Raw genomic sequence first — 15735 nt, forward strand, 5'->3', positions numbered from 1 at the left:
GAAGTATCGCAGGCGGATCGCCGAATTGAGTGGTTTTGATAGAGCGCGTTGCCCAAGCGATGCAGACCGATGTTGGTCATCGGGTCCTGCGATGCGGGATAATGACCTGGAAGCAATGTGTTCGATGCCGTGACGCGTGCCCAATCCCGGGGGCCGTCGGCTGACGATGAGCTGGTTTCAGGAAGGGGAACGAGCATGGCGGCCATGAAGCCGCGGACGGGCGACGGCCCGCTCGAGGTGACCAAGGAGGGGCGGGGCATTGTCATGCGCGTTCCGCTCGAAGGCGGCGGTCGGCTTGTCGTCGAGCTGACTCCGGACGAGGCCGATGCACTCGGCGATGCCCTGAAGAAGGTCGTCGGCTGAGCTAGCGGGTTCGACCCAGACTCTTCACCGCCCCGGTTCGGCATGCATGCCAGTGCATGCCGAACCGGGGCGGTGTTGTGTGTGCGGGGCCGGGCGGGAGCGGGAGGCCGGTCAGCCGCGGCGTACCGCGCAGAGCAGCCCGTCGCCGACCGGAAGCAGCGACTCCATGAGCTCCGTGCTCTCGCGCACCGAACGCAGCAGTTCGCGCAGCCGCAGCACCTCGGCCGGCTGGATCCCCGAATCGACCGTACGGCCATCGGCGAAGACGCCCTCGAAGCAGACGATTCCGCCCGGTCGCAGCAGGCGCAACGATTCAGCGAGCACGTCGAGCGACTCCATGCGGTCGCCGTCGCAGAACACCAGGTCGTACCCGCCGTCCGCGAGCCGCGGCAGTACGTCCAGGGCGCGCCCGGGGATGAACCGGGCCCGGTTGGCGGCGAACCCGGCCGCGCGGAACGCCTGCTTGGCGAACTGCTGGCGGTCCGGCTCCGGGTCGACGGTGGTCAGCACGCCGTCCGGACGCAGGCCCTGCAGAAGATAGATGCCGGAGACGCCGGTCCCGGTGCCGATCTCCGCGACCGCCTTCGCGTCCGCCGTGGCAGCGAGCAGCCGCAGCGCGGCGCCTGTCCCCGGGGACACCGAACGCAGGCCTGCCTCCCGGGCCCGGTCGCGGGCCCAGCGCAGCGCGTCGTCCTCGGCGACAAAGGCGTCCGCGAACGCCCAGCTCGTCTGCCGGTTGGCGGTAATGGCCCTCTCCTGTCCCCTTGGTTGGCGCAACGGTGACTGTATCCGCTGGAGTCGGGAACCCGCAGATGGGACCGCGCGTTATGGAGGGCAGGGGGAACCGCGGGGGAGCGCATGGACAAGTTCGGGGAACAGGGCCGGAAGCCGGTCCCAAATGCACGTAAAGATTCTTATCCGGAGCTAACGGGCGAGGTGGCTATGGTAGGGGCTCCACTGGACACCACCAGAGCCGACAGGGGAGGTGCGGCTGCGCCTGTGGATCGGGGAGGAGTGCTGCGGCGCTTTCTCAGGTCGGCGGGTGAGCCGAAATCCGTGACCAACATTGCTGACCGTTCCCGCGCTACCAGCTCCGCAACCACCGCGACCTTCGCCGACGCGGATTCCCAGGCGTGGACTCCCCCTTCGTGGGAGGAGATCGTCAGCACGCACAGCGGCCGGGTCTACCGCCTTGCCTACCGCCTGACGGGAAACCAGCACGACGCCGAGGACCTCACGCAGGAGGTCTTCGTCCGCGTCTTCCGCTCCTTGTCGACGTACACGCCGGGCACGTTCGAGGGCTGGCTGCACCGCATCACCACCAACCTCTTCCTGGACATGGTCCGCCGCCGCCAGCGCATCCGTTTCGATGCGCTCGGGGACGACGCGGCGGAGCGCCTTCCCAGCCGCGAGCCCAACCCCCAACAGGTCTTCAACGACGCCCACTTCGACGCCGACGTCCAGCAGGCGCTCGACACCCTCGCGCCCGAGTTCCGTGCGGCCGTCGTCCTGTGCGACATCGAGGGTCTCTCGTACGAGGAGATCGCGGCCACCCTCGGAGTGAAGCTCGGCACCGTCCGCAGCCGGATCCACCGCGGCCGCTCGCACCTGCGCAAGGCCCTCCAGCACCGCTCTCCCGAAGCCCGAGCCGAGCAGCAGCGCGCGCTGGCGGGGGTGGCGCCGGGAGCTCTCGGGGTGGCCGGAGAGGGGACGGCGTGAGTGGTACGAGTCCCACCCCGGCGGAACAGCACCTCGGGGACCGGCTCGCGGCCCTGGTCGACGGCGAGCTGGACCACGATGCCCGCGAGCGCGTCCTGGCTCACCTCGCGACCTGCGCCAAGTGCAAGGCGGAGGCCGATGCCCAGCGCAACCTGAAGAACGTCTTCGCCCGGGCGGCCCCGCCGTCCCCGTCCGAAGGCTTCCTCGCCCGGCTCCAGGGCCTGCCCGGCGGACCCGCCGGGCCCGGAGGTGACGACGACGGTTCGCCGTTCGGCGGGGGGCGCCAGGCCGACGGGTTCTTCGGAGGATTCGGGGTGCTGACCCCCACCGCGGGCGGCCCCCAGGACCCGCGCGTTCCCCGCTCGGGCGGCTTCGGCTACGTCCCGGTCGGCTCCCATGCGGCGGTTCTGCCCGACGGGCTGAGCGGCGGCTTCCGTATCCACGAGGTGGGCAGGTCCGAGCAGGACCGGCCGGGCTCGGCATGGCGCGGCCGCAGATTCGCGTTCGCCGCCGCCAGTGCCGTGTCCCTGGCGGCGATCGCGCTCGGTGGCACGCTGCCGCTGAGCTCGGCGTCCGGCGCCCGCGCGGCGGGCAGCGGCAGCAATGTCGTCCCGATGCGCTCCAACTCCCCGGCGCCGAGCGGCAGTTCGGCCGAGGACCGGCGTCGCGGCGGCGCCGCGGCAAGCCTCCTTTCGGCCATGTCCGCACCGCCCGCGGCCCCGCTCTCGCGTGGCCTGAGCGGCATGCCCGCGCAGAACGGGCCCGTCCAGCCGTTGGGCGGTGCGTTCCCGGCGGCCCGGCTGAACGGCTCGTCGCTGCCCCCGTTGATAAGGCCGGCCGTGGCGACGCTCCCGCTCACCACGACCGACCTCACCACCGGGGTGCTCGCCGTCACGCCGTCCGCGGCCCCGGCGGCGCCGACGCATCTGGCGGCTCCGGTCGCCTCGGGGCTTCCGCTCACCGCCCGGCGCTGACCGCGCCCTGCCCTCGCCCCCGGCAACCTGGTTGAATCCGGGGGAGGGGTGCTCGTCGGAGCACGCAGGGAAGCCAGTTGCGGGGAGAGCATGAACGAGCAGAAGCCCACCGGGCCGAAGCCGAAGTGGTGGAGCCGACCGCAGGCAGGCCGCCCCCGCGAAACCGAAGCCCCGGCAGCGGCGACCCCGTCATCGGCGCCCTCGGCCGAAGCCCCGGCCGACACCTACGACTTGGCTCCGCCGGTAGCGACGGGCGAGGCGGCCCGTCCCGCGCCGGCGGACGAGCCGCACCCGGCGCACCCGGTATCGGCCCCGTCGCCCGAGGATGCGCCCCCGGCCGCTCCGGCTCCGCCGGGCGACGACGCGGGCGCAGCGCACGCGGCACATGACGTACCTCTGGAGCCCGCCACCGAGGCTGCCCCCGAGGTCGGCTCCGATTCGGCTCCGGTCGCCGAGGCGGCCCGCGCCGCCGAGCCGGACCCGATCGCACAGTCGGCCGCGACCATCGATTCGGATCCGATCACCGAGCCGACCCGCGCCGCCGAGCCCGAGCCCCTCGCGTCACGGCAGCCCCTGCATGCTCCGGATCCCTACGGCACACCGCCCTACGGCGGCCCCGGGCCGTGGGCGCCCGCGCCGCCCGTGCAGCGGCCGGTGCCGACGCCGCCGGGGGGCACCTCGCTGCCCCAGCAGTCCGCCTACGCCGCACCCCAGGCACCGGCCGCCCAGGCGCCCGCGGCACAGGCCCCCGTACAGCAGCAGGCACCGGCACCGCAGGCCCCCGTGCAGGCGCCCGCGCCCCAGGCCTCGTACGCCGGGCCTCCGGTGCCTCCCGTGCCGCCCGCCTCGCAGTGGGTGCAGTACGACCCCTGGGCCGCGCCCGGGGAGCCGCTCAGTCGGATCGGGCAGCCCGAACCCAGGAGGCGGCGGCGCGGGGCGCTGCTCGTCGGGGCCGTGCTGCTCGCGCTGGTCGCCGGCGGCATCGGCGGCGGGGTGGGCGCGTACGTCGAGCGCAACGGCGGCATCACCAGCGTCAAGCTGCCGCAGTCCGGCAAGGAGCCGCAGGGCCGGGCGCCGGACAGCGTCGCCGGGATCGCGGCCAGCGCGCTGCCCAGCGTGGTCACCATCCATGTCACCGGCGCCGCCGAGTCCGGCACCGGCACCGGCTTCGTGCTCGACAACGCCGGGCACATCCTGACCAACAACCACGTCGTACAGCCCGCGGGCGACTCGGGGAAGATCTCGGTGACCTTCAGCGGGGGCGAGAGCGCGCCCGCCCAGGTGGTCGGCCGCGACTCCGGGTACGACCTCGCGGTCGTCAAGGTCGACGGCGTATCGGGGATGAAGCCGCTGCCGCTCGGCAACTCCGACAACGTCCTGGTCGGCGACCCGGTGGTGGCCATCGGGGCGCCCTTCGACCTCTCCAACACCGTGACGTCCGGGATCATCAGCGCCAAGGAGCGCCCGATCACGGCCGGGGGCGAGAGCGGCGACGGCAGCGACGTCAGCTATGTCGACGCGCTCCAGACCGATGCCCCCATAAACCCCGGCAATTCCGGCGGCCCTCTCGTCGATTCCAAGGCCCGCGTCATCGGCATCAACAGCGCGATCCGGTCGGCCGGGAGCGGCAGCACGGAGGGCAGCGGCGGCCAGGCGGGATCGATCGGGCTCGGCTTCGCCATACCGGTCAACCAGGCCAAGCGGGTCGCCGAGGAGCTGATCAACACCGGCAAGGCCACGCACCCCGTGATCGGTGTCACGCTCGACATGAAGTTCACCGGAGACGGCGCCCGCGTCGGCGACAAGGCGAGCGACGGCAAGCCGGCCGTCGCCGCCGACGGGCCCGGCGCCAAGGCGGGCATCAGGTCGCAGGACGTGATCACCAAGGTGGACGGCCAGCGGGTGCACAGCGGCGAGGAGTTGATAGTGAAGATCCGCGCGCACCGGCCCGGAGACCAGCTCAAGCTCACCGTCCAGCGGGACGGCAAGGAGCAGGAGATCACTTTGACGCTCGGCTCCTCGTCCTGACCCCGGCTCCCCGGGGCGTCCGCGGACCGGGCACCCCACCGGCCCCGTACCGACGCCCAAAGGCAACCCCGCGGGTACCGCCCCGACAGTTCGGCCGGGTACCGTGGAGCGGTCCATGACCGGACGCGGAGCTGAGTATCAAGCGCCGAGATCGCGAGCACTGAGAACACGAGGAGCAGCGGGTGTTCAACGACATCGGGCCCATGGAGCTGGTCACACTCGTGGTGCTCGCCGTGCTCATCTTCGGTCCGGACAAGCTGCCCAAGCTGATCCAGGACGTCTCGAACGTCATCCGCAAGGTGCGCAGCTTCTCCGAGAGCGCCAAGCAGGACATCCGGGCCGAGCTCGGTCCCGAGTTCAAGGACTTCGAGTTCGAGGACCTCAACCCCAAGACGTTCGTCCGCAAGCAGCTCATGGACAACGACGACCTGGGGCTCAAGGAGATCCGCAACAGCTTCGACCTCCGCAAGGACATGGAAGAGGTCGCGGACGCGGTGCACGGCCGCGAATCGGCCACCGCCACCACGGCCGCCAACGGCTCGGTGAACGGCTCGGGCGGCACCCCCGACCTGCTCAAGAAGCGCGAGAAGCTGGACCCCGGCGAGCGCCCCCCGTTCGACGCCGACGCCACCTGATACACGCCAATCCGCCTCGCGTTTTTCGGGTGAGCCGGGGCGGGATGGCTATCCTCCATCTGTCCGGCAGCCAGGACGCCCGCGGGGGCGGGCCGCTCCGGACGCTAGATCCAGGAGGCGGCCGGGCAGATGGAGACGACAAGCCGGGTAGCGGGGGAGTCCGCTCACGGGGCGCCCGAGGGCACCCAGTCCACACCGGAGGGAGTGCCGGCGGCCCGGCGTACGCTCGACGGCTATCTGCGTGCGCCCTTCCCCTGGTACGGGCTCGACGACGCGTTCACCGGGGCACGCTGGCTCATGCAGGTCGCGCAGGCCGCCGACGGCACCGTCCAGCACGGCTCGATCGGGCACGGCGACGAGCCGTCGATACGGCCCGAGGCGGCGGCCGGGGCCGCGGGCGACCGGGAGCGGTTCGCCGTGGTCGTGACCATCGCCGCCAACCCGGTGCGCCACAGCGGCGACGGCGGCGTCCTGGAGGCCACGTCGGTCTCCTCGGCGGCCTGGCTGGCCGGTTCGGGGCTGCTGTCCTTCACCTGGCCCGCGCAGATGGACCACGTCCGGCGCGGCGAGTGGCTGGACCAGCAGACCGAGACGGCCTGGGAGCTCGCCGACGACCTGGAGGGCCCCGACTGGTCGACGCTCTCGCTCCCCGTCGACGGGGAGCCGACGGACTTCCACTACCGCGAGTCCGAGTTCGGCTGGATCCTCGCCGGTTCGGCCCAGAACGGCGTGCACCTGGGGGCGTACGGGCGCGGTCTGAGCGCGTACGGGCTCGCCTTCTCGGTGGTCAAGGACATCAGGGCGTACGAATGACCTGGCGTGGGCACGCCTGAGGCGCGCCCACGCCGACGGCCGCATGCGTAAGGGGCGCCCGCAATTGCGAGGCGCCCCTTACGGCTGCCGCCTAGGCGTCCTAGAACTTGTTGCGCGGGGTGATCCCGAGGGACATGCCCGACAGGCCGCGGGCGCGGCCGCCCAGCTTGCCCGCGATGGCGCGCAGGGCCGCGCCCGCGGGAGAGTCCGGGTTGGACAGGACGACCGGGCGGCCGTCGTCGCCGCCCTCGCGCAGGCGGACGTCGATCGGGATGGAGCCGAGCACCGGCACATTGGCGCCGGTCGTCTTGGTGAGGCCGTCCGCGACCTTCTGGCCGCCGCCGGTGCCGAACACGTCGACCATCTCGTCGCAGTGCGGGCAGGGCAGCCCGGCCATGTTCTCGACCACGCCGACGATCTTCTGGTGGGTCTGCACGGCGATGGAGCCGGCCCGCTCGGCGACCTCGGCCGCGGCCTGCTGCGGGGTCGTCACAACGAGAATCTCGGCGTTCGGGACCAGCTGGGCCACCGAGATCGCGATGTCACCGGTGCCCGGCGGCAGGTCGAGCAGCAGGACGTCCAGGTCGCCCCAGTACACGTCCGCGAGGAACTGCTGAAGGGCGCGGTGCAGCATCGGGCCGCGCCACACGACCGGCGCGTTGCCCGGCGTGAACATGCCGATGGAGATGACCTTCACGCCGTTCGCGGACGGCGGCATGATCATGTTCTCGACCTGCGTCGGCTTGCCGTCGGCGCCCAGCATGCGGGGCACGGAGTGGCCGTAGATGTCGGCGTCGACGACACCGACCTTCAGGCCGTCCGCCGCCATCGCGGCCGCCAGGTTCACCGTCACCGAGGACTTGCCGACGCCGCCCTTGCCGGAGGCGACCGCGTAGACGCGGGTCAGCGAGCCGGGCTTGGCGAAGGGCACCTCGCGCTCGGCGGTGCCGCCGCGCAGCGACGTCGCGAGCTCCTTGCGCTGCTCGTCGCTCATCACGTCGAGCGTCACATCGACGCGGCTGACGCCCTCGACCCGCTCGACCGCCTCCGTCACGTTCTTGGTGATGGTCTCGCGCATCGGGCAGCCGGAGACGGTCAGGTACACCGTGACGGCAACCGCCCCGTCCGCACCGATCTCCACCGATTTGACCATGCCGAGCTCAGTGATCGGTCGGTGGATCTCGGGGTCGTTCACCGTCGCCAGTGCCTCAAGCACCGCGTCTTCCGTAGCCATACCGCCGATGGTACGGCGCTTACCGCACGGTACGGAAAGCCCTGTCAGCGGTCGCCTTCGTCACGTCCGTACGCCCGCTCCTGCGGGAATACGTTTCTGCGCTCCTCCATCTCCTTGACCAGGTCCTGGAGTTCGGAGCGGATCCAGTCGCGGGTGGCCACCTCGCCGAGGCCCATCCTGAGCGCGGCGATTTCTCGGGTGAGGTACTCGGTGTCCGCGATGGAGCGCTCGTTCTGCTTGCGGTCCTGTTCGTGGGTGACCCGGTCCCTGTCGTCCTGCCGGTTCTGCGCGAGCAGGATCAGCGGGGCCGCGTACGAGGCCTGGAGCGACAGGGCGAGCGTGAGGAAGATGAACGGATAGTTGTCGAAGCGCAGGAAGCCCGGCGCGAAGATGTTCCAGGCGACCCAGAGGATGATGATCAGGGTCATCCAGACGATGAACCGCCCGGTGCCCAGGAACCGCGCGATCCGCTCGCTGAACCGGCCGAACGCCTCCGGGTCCCACTCCGGGAGCAGCCGCACGCGCGGCGCGCGCGGCTGGTCGAGGCGAGTGCGGCCGCGCGGCAGCGCGCTCGCGCCGCTCGCGCGGGTGCGCTCCTCCGCCCGGTCAGTGCCGCCCATCCGGTACCCCCTCCGGCCCGTGGAACTCCGTCTCGCGCCAGTCCTCCGGCAGCAGGTGGTCGAGCACGTCGTCGACGGTCACGGCGCCAAGCAGAGAGCCGCTGTCGTCCACCACGGGGGCCGCCACCATGTTGTACGCGGCGAGGAAGCTGGTCACCGAGGGCAGCGAGGCGTCCGGCGGCAGCGGCTTCAGATCGCTGTCCACCACCGAGCTGACCAGCGCGAACGGCGGCTCGCGCAGCAGTCGCTGGAAGTGCACGGTGCCCAGGTACTTGCCCGTCGGCGTCTCGTCCGGCGGCCGGCACACGTACACCTGCGCGGCGAGCGCCGGCGAAAGGTCCTGCTGGCGGACGCGGGCCAGGGCGTCGGCGACCGTGGCGTCGGGGCGCAGCACGATCGGCTCGGTCGTCATCAGACCGCCCGCGGTGCGCTCCTCGTACGACAGCAGCCGGCGCACATCGGCGGCGTCATCGGGCTGCATCAGCGTGAGGAGGCGCTCCTTGTCCTCCTCGGGCAGCTCGGAGAGCAGGTCGGCGGCGTCGTCCGGGTCCATCGCCTCCAGGACGTCGGCGGCCCGCTCGTCCTTCAGCTTGCCGAGGATCTCGACCTGGTCGTCGTCGGGCAGCTCCTCCAGGACGTCCGCGAGCCGGTCGTCGTCGAGGGCGGCGGCCACCTCGGCGCGGCGCTTGGGCGAGAGGTGGTGCATGACGTTGGCGAGGTCGGCGGGGCGCAGCTGCTCGAAGGTGGCGACCAGGTTCTCGGCGCCCTGGCCGTGCTCCTCCAGCGAGAAACCGGTGACGGCCGACCACTCGACGGTCAGTGTCTCGCCCTTGCGGCGCAGCGCGCCCGACTTGCCCCGGCGCACGAAGACCTTGTCGATCTCCCAGTCGCGGCGGGCCGGCAGCTGCTGGATCGCGACGTCCAGGACGGTCACCTGCTCGCCGGTCTCGACCAGCGTGACCCGGCGGTCCAGGAGTTCGCCGAGGACCAGGCGCTCGGTCGGGCGCTGCTCGAAGCGGCGCAGATTGACCACGCCGGTGGTGATGACCTGGCCCGATTCCACGCCGCTGACCCGGGTCATGGGCAGGAAGATCAGCCTGCGGCCCGCCACTTCGACGACGATGCCGAGCAGCCGGGGAGGCCGGCGGCCGACCCGCAGCATCGCCACGAGGTCGCGCACCCGGCCGACCTGGTCGCCGTTGGGGTCGAAGACGGCGACGCCGGAGAGGTGCGATACGAAGACCCGGGGGGCGCCTGCCGCCATACGAGCGCCTCCTTACTGTTCAGGGTTGCTCCGCACCACCACGAACGCTGCGGGACAAGGGTTTCAGGCTAGCCGGTGGCGGCGCGGTACGCCCTTGCGGGGCGCCCGTACGGCACTCTGCCGGGCAGCGTAGACACTGCGGGTAGGGTGCGGTCTGCCGACCCCCCCACATCGATGCGAGAGGCAGTGCGCAGGTGACCTCCTCCCCCTTGTCCGTACGGGTACGGGTCCACGCCCGCCGGGCCGCCCTGCCCCTCGCGCTGTGCGCGGCGCTCACCGCGTGCGGTACAGACCCGGACGAGGGGACCAACGGCGTCGGCAAGCTCTCCGCGACCGAGATCGAGAGCAGGGCGCGTACCGCGGCGGACGGCGCGGACGCGGTGCGTCTCTCGGGGACGCTGGTCAGCAAGGGCGGCTCGTACAAGATCGACATGAAGCTGAAGGGCACCGGCGGGACGGGCACGGTCACTTCGCAGAAGAGCACGTTCGGGCTGCTGCGGGTGGGGGAGGACCTGTTCCTCAAGGCGGACGCCGGGTTCTGGTCGCACAGCGAGTCGGGGGGCGCGGCTTCGGCTGCGGGCAAGCTCGACGACAAGTACGTCAAGGTGCCCTCGGGGGATCCGGCCTACCAGCAGCTGCGCGGGTTCACCGAGAAGTCGGTACTGCTCAAGGGGATGCTCGGGCTGCAGGGTGCGCTGTCCAAGGGCGACCGGTCCGAGGTCGGCGACGTCCGCACGGTACGGATCGCGGCGGGCAAGGACGGAGAGGGCGGCACCCTCGACGTCTCCCTCCAGGGCACGCCCTATCCCCTCCGCTTCGAGCGGGCGGGCGGGGCGGGCGTCCTCGAACTGGCCGACTGGAACAAGGACTTCCCGCTGGCCGCGCCGGCGAAGGGGGACACGGTGGACTACGGCAAGCAACTCCCGAAGACCTGACCGGGGGTGCCCGCGCTGCCCGGTTCAGCGCCGCTTCCGCCGGAACAGCAGGCTCGGGAGGGCCGCGGGCACCGCATGCCGTGTCGTCGCCGGGGACGGGACCGGGGGCGTGGCCAGGGAGCCCTCCGGGGCCGCGCCCAGGCCGCCCGTCGGGGTCAGGCTGAGGAGGCGGCACTCGGCCGCCCAGCGGGCCGGCATCGCCTCGCCGTCCGGGGCGTTCAGGCGCTTGCCCTTCAGTTCGGCCACCGCCGCGTCCCAGGCGGGCGTGCCCGAGGGGATCTCGGAGACCGTCGCGGTCCAGGCGACCAGCCGCCCGCCCTTGTCCTTCGAGCGGACCGTCACCGCCGCCGTGCCGCCGTCCGTCAGGCCCTCCAGCGGCTGCTCGCCCGGGCCGCCCCCGACCACGTACGCCGAACCGTCGAGCCACACGTGCCACAGGGCCCGCTCGGCCACCCCGGTGCCGCGCACCCAGATGAGACCGGACTTCTTCGTGGCCTCCTCGACGAGGGCCTGGTCGAGCAACGTCTGCGTCATGGCACAACAGTAGCCATAGAGGCACAGGGCCCAGGGCCCCGGGAATAGTCAGTTCCGTAATCCGCCCATGCCCCTTACGCTTCCGGCGTGACCACTGCCACCACCTCCGCGCCGCCGGTCGCCGCGCGCGTCCCCCGGCTCGACGTCGCGCTGCTCGCCGTCGCGATCTCCAGCGTCTCGCTGTCCGCGCCGCTGATCGCCGCCACCGCCGCGCCCGCGCTGGCCATCGCCTTCTGGCGCAACGCCCTCGCGGTCGGGGCGCTGACCCCGGTGGCCTGGTTCAAGTACCGCGCCCGGCTGCGCGCGCTGACCCGGCGCGAGGTGGGGCTCACGCTCGGCGCGGGCGGCCTCCTGGCGCTGCACTTCGGGCTGTGGCTGCCCAGCCTGAGCATGACGTCCGTCGCCTCGTCCACCGCGCTGTGCACCACCACCCCGATATGGACGACCATCGCGCTGCGCCTGCGCGGCCACCGCCCGCCCGCCATGGTGTGGGCCGGCACCCTTGCCGCGTGCGCCGGAGTCGTCATGCTCACCGGCGTCGACCTCAGCCTGTCGCCCCGCGCGCTCGCGGGTGACGCCCTCGCGCTCGGCGGCGGCATCGCGGCGGCCGGCTATGTGCTGCTCGGCGCCGAGGTCCGCAAGAGCGTGGACACCGTCCCGTACACCTACCTCTGCTACGGCACGGCCGCCGCCGGGCTCCTGACGGCCGCTCTCGTCAGCGGGGCCGACCTCACCTCGTACGACGGCGGGACCTGGCTGAAGCTCGCGGTGCTCACGCTCGCGGCCCAGCTGCTCGGCCACTCCCTGCTGAACCGGGTGGTGGCGAGCCTCGGCCCGTCCGTCACCTCTACGGCGATCCTGCTCGAAACCCCCGGCGCCGCCCTCATCGCGGCGCTCTGGCTCGGCCAGCAGCCCCCGGCCCTCGCCTACCCGGCGCTGCTCGTGATCCTGGCCGGGCTCGCCCTCGTCGTGCGGGCGAGCCGCAACTGACCGCCTACAGCCAGCCGTTGCGCTTCAGGGTGCGGTGGATCGCGAAGCAGGCCACGGCCACCAGGCCCATCGAGATCGGGTAGCCGTACTTCCAGTGCAGCTCCGGCATGTTGTCGAAGTTCATGCCGTACACACCGCACACCATCGTCGGTACGGCGATGATCGCCGCCCAGGACGTGATCTTGCGCATGTCCTCGTTCTGGGCGACGGAGGCCTGCGCGAGGTTGGCCTGGAGGATCGAGTTGAGCAGCTCGTCGAAGCCGATGACCTGCTCCTGGACGCGGGCGAGGTGGTCCGCGACGTCCCGGAAGTACTTCTGGATGTCGGGGTCCACGAGCCGCATCGGGCGCTCGCTGAGCAACTGCATCGGGCGCAGCAGCGGGGAGACCGCGCGCTTGAACTCCAGCACCTCGCGCTTGAGTTGGTAGATCCGGCCGGCGTCCACACCGCGCGGGCTGCCCTTGGCCGGGGCCGAGAAGACCTCGATCTCGACCTCGTCGATGTCGTCCTGGACCGCGTCGACGACCGCGAGGTAGCCGTCGACCACCTGGTCGGCGATCGCGTGAAGGACGGCGGAGGGGCCCTTGGCGAGGAGCTCCGGGTCGCCCTGGAGGCGCTTGCGCAGGGCACGCAGCGAGCCCTGGCCGCCGTGCCGGACGGTGATCACGAAGTCCCGCCCGGTGAAGCACATCACCTCGCCGGTCTCCACGACCTCGCTGGTCGCGGTGAGCTCGGCGTGCTCGACGTAGTGGATCGTCTTGAAGACGGTGAACAGGGTGTCGTCGTAGCGCTCCAGCTTCGGGCGCTGGTGGGCGTGGACCGCGTCCTCCACGGCCAGCGGGTGCAGCCCGAACTCGGCCGCGATACCGGCGAATTCGGCCTCCGTCGGCTCGTGCAGACCGATCCACACGAAGCCCCCGCCCTCGCGCACCCGGCGCATCGCCTCACGGGGCGTCAGGCAGGACGTGTCCTCGGCGGACTGGACGCGCTGCCCGTCGCGGTAGACCGCGCAGTCCACGACGGCGCTGCTCGCCGAGGGGTCGCGGGTGTTGTCGTAGCCGCTGTAGGGGGTGCTGGTCTTGCGCAGCGCGGGGCGGACCACGGCACGCAGGTCACGGATCATCGACATGGCAGGACTCCTTCGCGGAGGGGCCGTCGCGGGGCATGACGCTTGGAACTGCCCGGAATGGGGACGTACGGCGAAGAAAAGCACCAAGAGGTCGAATCGACCCCGAAAGGCATCCATCGCACACGTTCGCAAAGCGGGCGGCACCACAGGGGCACGCGGAGACGGCGTTCGCTACTGAACGGACAAGGTGAGGCGATGTGCTCTTCCGTTGGGCGAAACGCCAGGAGGCTCAGGTGTTTCCGGACCCGGATGCCGGGTAAGGAGGGTCTCAGCTCACCGGGAACAACGCAGGCGCGTGGAAGAGCGGTTGGTACTGCCAGGCCGACTTCGATCCATCGCAGCCCCACCTCCTCCAGCCGGTCCCCCGTGGGGGACTTCCTGCTGTCCTGAACAGCGGCCAAGACTATCAGCCCACTGTTGCGTCAAGCCCCGTCTTTGCCGCTTGCATACGCCTTCTATGCTCGCCCCATGGTTGATGTTCTTGCTCTGGTCGAGGCCCGCCTGCACACCGCGCTGGGCGTCCCGGACGCGCGCGCGGCGGTCACCTTTCTCGGTACGGACCGCATCGAGGTGCTGCGGTTCACCGAGGGCGACATCGTCCGGTACGCCACGCTCGGCATGTCCGCCCAGCCGATGGCCGACCCCACCTCGGCGCTCGCCGACCCGGTGAAGGGCCCCCGGGCCGAGCTGGTCCTGTCGGTACGCGCCGGGCTCGCCGATACCGACAAGGTGCTCCGCCCGCTCGCCGTGCTCGCCGCGTCGCCGCAGGTCGAGGGACTGGTGGTGGCTCCGGGCGCCTCGCTCGACGTCGGTGAACCGCTGTGGCCCGGCGCCCCGTTCAGCTCGGTCCTGGTCGCCGAGCCGGGCGGCCTGGTGGAGGACCTGGAGCTCGACGCCCCGATGGACCCGGTCCGCTTCCTGCCCCTGCTTCCGATGACCACGAACGAGGCGGCGTGGAAGCGGGTGAGGGGTGCGAAGGAGCTGGAGGAGCGCTGGCTGACCCAGGGCACGGATCTGCGCGACCCCCGTCGCAAGTCGGTGGGGCTGGACTGAGGGCGGCTGCCTGGGGCTCTGCCCCAGACCCAGCCGAACACTCAGTCCGCGAAAACCGAGACCCCGTCCTCGGCGGCATGCGCGGGCTGACGCTCCCCCGCCTCGCGCGTCAGCGAGGCGCGCCGGGCCCACACGATCACCGCACCCAGCACCGCCGCCCCCGCGGCCACCACGAACGGCACATGGATGTCGCTCCACTCCTCGATCTTCTGTGCGAAGTACGGGGCCGCGGCCGCCGCGAACCAGCGGACGAAGTTGTAGCCCGCGCTCGCCACCGGCCGGGGCGCGTCCGAGACGCCGAGGGCCAGCTCGGTGTACACGGTGTTGTTGAGGCCGATGAACGCGCCGGAGGCGATGGTCGCGGCGACGGCCGTGGTGTGGTTGCCGTAGCCGAGCACGAGCAGGTCGGCGGCGAGCAGCACGAGCGATCCCCCGAGCACCTTCAGCGAGCCGAACCGCTCCTGGAGCCGCGGCGCGACGAGCACCGAGAACACCGCGAGCAGCACGCCCCAGGCGAAGAAGACGCCGCCCGACTTGTACGGCGACATGTTCAGCACGAACGGCGTGAAGGCGAGCACCGTGAAGAACGCGTAGTTGTAGAAGAAGGCCGACGCCGCGGCCGAGGCGAGCCCGCCGTGGCCGAGCGCCTTGACCGGATCGAGCAGTGAGGTCTTGCGCGAGGGCCTGGGCTGCTCCTTCAGGAACGCGGTGATCGCGACGAAGCCGATCGCCATGAGGGCCGCGGTGCCGAAGAAGGGGTAGCGCCACTTCGCGTCGCCGAGGACCGCGCCGAGCAGCGGGCCGCACGCCATGCCGAGCCCGAGGGCGGACTCGTACAGCAGGATCGCGGCGGCGCTGCCGCCGGCCGCGGCGCCCACGATGACGGCGAGCGCGGTCGAGACGAAGAGCGCGTTGCCGAGCCCCCAGCCTGCCCGGAACCCGACGAGTTCGCCGACCGAGTTCGACGTGCCGGCCAGCGCGGCGAAGACGACCACCAGGGCGAGGCCCACGAGCAGCGTCTTCCTGCCGCCGATCCGGCTGGACACGAAGCCGGTGACCAGCATCGCGACGGCGGTGATCAGGAAGTACGAGGTGAAGAGCAGGGACACCTGGCTGGGTGTGGCGTCCAGGCCCTTGGCGATGGACGGCAGGATCGGGTCGACGAGGCCGATGCCCATGAAGGCGACGACGGACGCGCCCGCGGTCGCCCAGACCGCCCTGGGCTGACGCAGCAGGCCGCCGGCGCCGCCGATTCCCGCGCCTTCGTCGAGAGGGTCCTTTCCTTGCCGCATGGCTGCCCCGCTTCCTTGATCGGACGGCTACCGAAAGATCGTTGTGCGATACATAGAATAACTTAGCCAGCCTAATTAGTGTAAGATGAAACTACTTTCGTCCCGGTTCGCGCCGACAGGCTGATCACACGCCGGACGGGTGATCGTCCTTG

The 15735-nt window shown here is 71.6% G+C and carries 16 protein-coding genes; 9 read left to right on the forward strand and 7 right to left on the reverse strand.

Annotated elements, in window-relative coordinates:
• The first annotated feature begins 195 nt into the window (after positions 1–195).
• Complete coding sequence (locus tag ABD346_RS26150) at positions 196–363, forward strand: DUF3117 domain-containing protein (protein WP_003966491.1); 168 nt, start codon at positions 196–198, stop codon at positions 361–363.
• Positions 364–474: 111 nt separating this feature from the next.
• Here the strand turns inward: ABD346_RS26150 and ABD346_RS26155 are convergent, their stop codons facing one another.
• A complete protein-coding gene (locus ABD346_RS26155; RefSeq protein ID WP_344378185.1) occupies positions 475–1140 on the reverse strand; it encodes an O-methyltransferase in 666 nt (221 codons plus the stop codon).
• A 165-nt stretch (positions 1141–1305) separates the two neighbouring features.
• On the opposite strand from ABD346_RS26155, the gene sigE reads away from it, so the two are divergent.
• From sigE to ABD346_RS26180, 5 genes are all read left to right on the forward strand, one after another.
• Complete coding sequence (gene sigE / locus ABD346_RS26160) at positions 1306–2082, forward strand: RNA polymerase sigma factor SigE (protein ID WP_199827105.1); 777 nt, start codon at positions 1306–1308, stop codon at positions 2080–2082.
• Positions 2079–3056 (forward strand): anti-sigma factor family protein, encoded by a 978-nt coding sequence (locus tag ABD346_RS26165; protein WP_344378187.1) that lies wholly within the window; start codon positions 2079–2081, stop codon positions 3054–3056. The genes sigE and ABD346_RS26165 overlap by 4 nt, the downstream gene beginning before the upstream one ends.
• A gap of 90 nt (positions 3057–3146) precedes the next feature.
• On the forward strand, positions 3147–5084 hold the full coding sequence (locus ABD346_RS26170) for a S1C family serine protease (protein ID WP_344378189.1): 1938 nt from the start codon (positions 3147–3149) through the stop codon (positions 5082–5084).
• 182 nt (positions 5085–5266) lie between these two features.
• Entirely contained in the window at positions 5267–5719 is a 453-nt protein-coding gene (locus ABD346_RS26175; protein WP_053729944.1) for a sec-independent translocase, read from the forward strand.
• Positions 5720–5848: 129 nt separating this feature from the next.
• The gene (locus ABD346_RS26180; protein WP_344378192.1) at positions 5849–6532 is read left to right on the forward strand and encodes a hypothetical protein; all 684 of its coding nucleotides are present in this window, start codon (positions 5849–5851) and stop codon (positions 6530–6532) included.
• Positions 6533–6632: 100 nt separating this feature from the next.
• Here the strand turns inward: ABD346_RS26180 and ABD346_RS26185 are convergent, their stop codons facing one another.
• The 3 genes from ABD346_RS26185 to ABD346_RS26195 are packed head-to-tail and all read right to left on the reverse strand — an operon-like array spanning position 6633 to position 9650.
• Positions 6633–7766: an Mrp/NBP35 family ATP-binding protein gene (locus tag ABD346_RS26185; RefSeq protein WP_344378194.1), complete on the reverse strand. Its 1134-nt coding sequence runs from the start codon at positions 7764–7766 to the stop codon at positions 6633–6635.
• A 44-nt stretch (positions 7767–7810) separates the two neighbouring features.
• Complete coding sequence (locus ABD346_RS26190) at positions 7811–8386, reverse strand: DUF1003 domain-containing protein (RefSeq protein ID WP_344378195.1); 576 nt, start codon at positions 8384–8386, stop codon at positions 7811–7813.
• On the reverse strand, positions 8373–9650 hold the full coding sequence (locus ABD346_RS26195; protein WP_344378197.1) for a magnesium transporter MgtE N-terminal domain-containing protein: 1278 nt from the start codon (positions 9648–9650) through the stop codon (positions 8373–8375). The genes ABD346_RS26190 and ABD346_RS26195 overlap by 14 nt, the downstream gene beginning before the upstream one ends.
• Before the next feature lie 194 nt (positions 9651–9844).
• Here ABD346_RS26195 and ABD346_RS26200 point away from each other — a divergent pair, with 194 nt between their 5' ends.
• Positions 9845–10585, forward strand: coding sequence for a hypothetical protein (locus tag ABD346_RS26200; protein WP_344378198.1), 741 nt, complete (start codon positions 9845–9847; stop codon positions 10583–10585).
• Positions 10586–10609: 24 nt separating this feature from the next.
• Here the strand turns inward: ABD346_RS26200 and ABD346_RS26205 are convergent, their stop codons facing one another.
• A complete protein-coding gene (locus ABD346_RS26205; protein WP_344378200.1) occupies positions 10610–11119 on the reverse strand; it encodes a hypothetical protein in 510 nt (169 codons plus the stop codon).
• A gap of 87 nt (positions 11120–11206) precedes the next feature.
• Here ABD346_RS26205 and ABD346_RS26210 point away from each other — a divergent pair, with 87 nt between their 5' ends.
• Positions 11207–12109, forward strand: a complete 903-nt coding sequence (locus ABD346_RS26210; protein ID WP_344378202.1) for a DMT family transporter — start codon at positions 11207–11209, stop codon at positions 12107–12109.
• A gap of 4 nt (positions 12110–12113) precedes the next feature.
• Here the strand turns inward: ABD346_RS26210 and ABD346_RS26215 are convergent, their stop codons facing one another.
• Complete coding sequence (locus ABD346_RS26215) at positions 12114–13238, reverse strand: magnesium and cobalt transport protein CorA (protein WP_344378204.1); 1125 nt, start codon at positions 13236–13238, stop codon at positions 12114–12116.
• Positions 13239–13706: 468 nt separating this feature from the next.
• On the opposite strand from ABD346_RS26215, the gene ABD346_RS26220 reads away from it, so the two are divergent.
• Entirely contained in the window at positions 13707–14291 is a 585-nt protein-coding gene (locus ABD346_RS26220) for a suppressor of fused domain protein (RefSeq protein ID WP_344378205.1), read from the forward strand.
• Positions 14292–14332: 41 nt separating this feature from the next.
• Here the strand turns inward: ABD346_RS26220 and ABD346_RS26225 are convergent, their stop codons facing one another.
• Positions 14333–15583 carry an MFS transporter gene (locus ABD346_RS26225; protein WP_344378206.1) on the reverse strand — a complete coding sequence of 417 codons (1251 nt, stop codon included), beginning with the start codon at positions 15581–15583 and terminating at the stop codon, positions 14333–14335.
• Between the last annotated feature and the right edge of the window lie 152 nt (positions 15584–15735).

Source organism: Streptomyces mauvecolor (genome assembly GCF_039532965.1).
GTDB classification, from domain to species: domain Bacteria; phylum Actinomycetota; class Actinomycetes; order Streptomycetales; family Streptomycetaceae; genus Streptomyces; species Streptomyces violascens.

Bases quoted from the DNA above. Each gene is read 5' to 3' on its own strand.
- ABD346_RS26170 (WP_344378189.1), top strand. From the start codon at position 3,147: ATGAACGAGCAGAAGCCCACCGGGCCGAAGCCGAAGTGGTGGAGCCGA.
- ABD346_RS26220 (WP_344378205.1), top strand. From the start codon at position 13,707: ATGGTTGATGTTCTTGCTCTGGTCGAGGCCCGCCTGCACACCGCGCTG.
- ABD346_RS26190 (WP_344378195.1), bottom strand. From the start codon at position 8,386: ATGGGCGGCACTGACCGGGCGGAGGAGCGCACCCGCGCGAGCGGCGCG.
- ABD346_RS26215 (WP_344378204.1), bottom strand. From the start codon at position 13,238: ATGTCGATGATCCGTGACCTGCGTGCCGTGGTCCGCCCCGCGCTGCGC.
- ABD346_RS26180 (WP_344378192.1), top strand. From the start codon at position 5,849: ATGGAGACGACAAGCCGGGTAGCGGGGGAGTCCGCTCACGGGGCGCCC.
- sigE (WP_199827105.1), top strand. From the start codon at position 1,306: ATGGTAGGGGCTCCACTGGACACCACCAGAGCCGACAGGGGAGGTGCG.
- ABD346_RS26225 (WP_344378206.1), bottom strand. From the start codon at position 15,583: ATGCGGCAAGGAAAGGACCCTCTCGACGAAGGCGCGGGAATCGGCGGC.
- ABD346_RS26205 (WP_344378200.1), bottom strand. From the start codon at position 11,119: ATGACGCAGACGTTGCTCGACCAGGCCCTCGTCGAGGAGGCCACGAAG.
- ABD346_RS26185 (WP_344378194.1), bottom strand. From the start codon at position 7,766: ATGGCTACGGAAGACGCGGTGCTTGAGGCACTGGCGACGGTGAACGAC.
- ABD346_RS26195 (WP_344378197.1), bottom strand. From the start codon at position 9,650: ATGGCGGCAGGCGCCCCCCGGGTCTTCGTATCGCACCTCTCCGGCGTC.
- ABD346_RS26150 (WP_003966491.1), top strand. From the start codon at position 196: ATGGCGGCCATGAAGCCGCGGACGGGCGACGGCCCGCTCGAGGTGACC.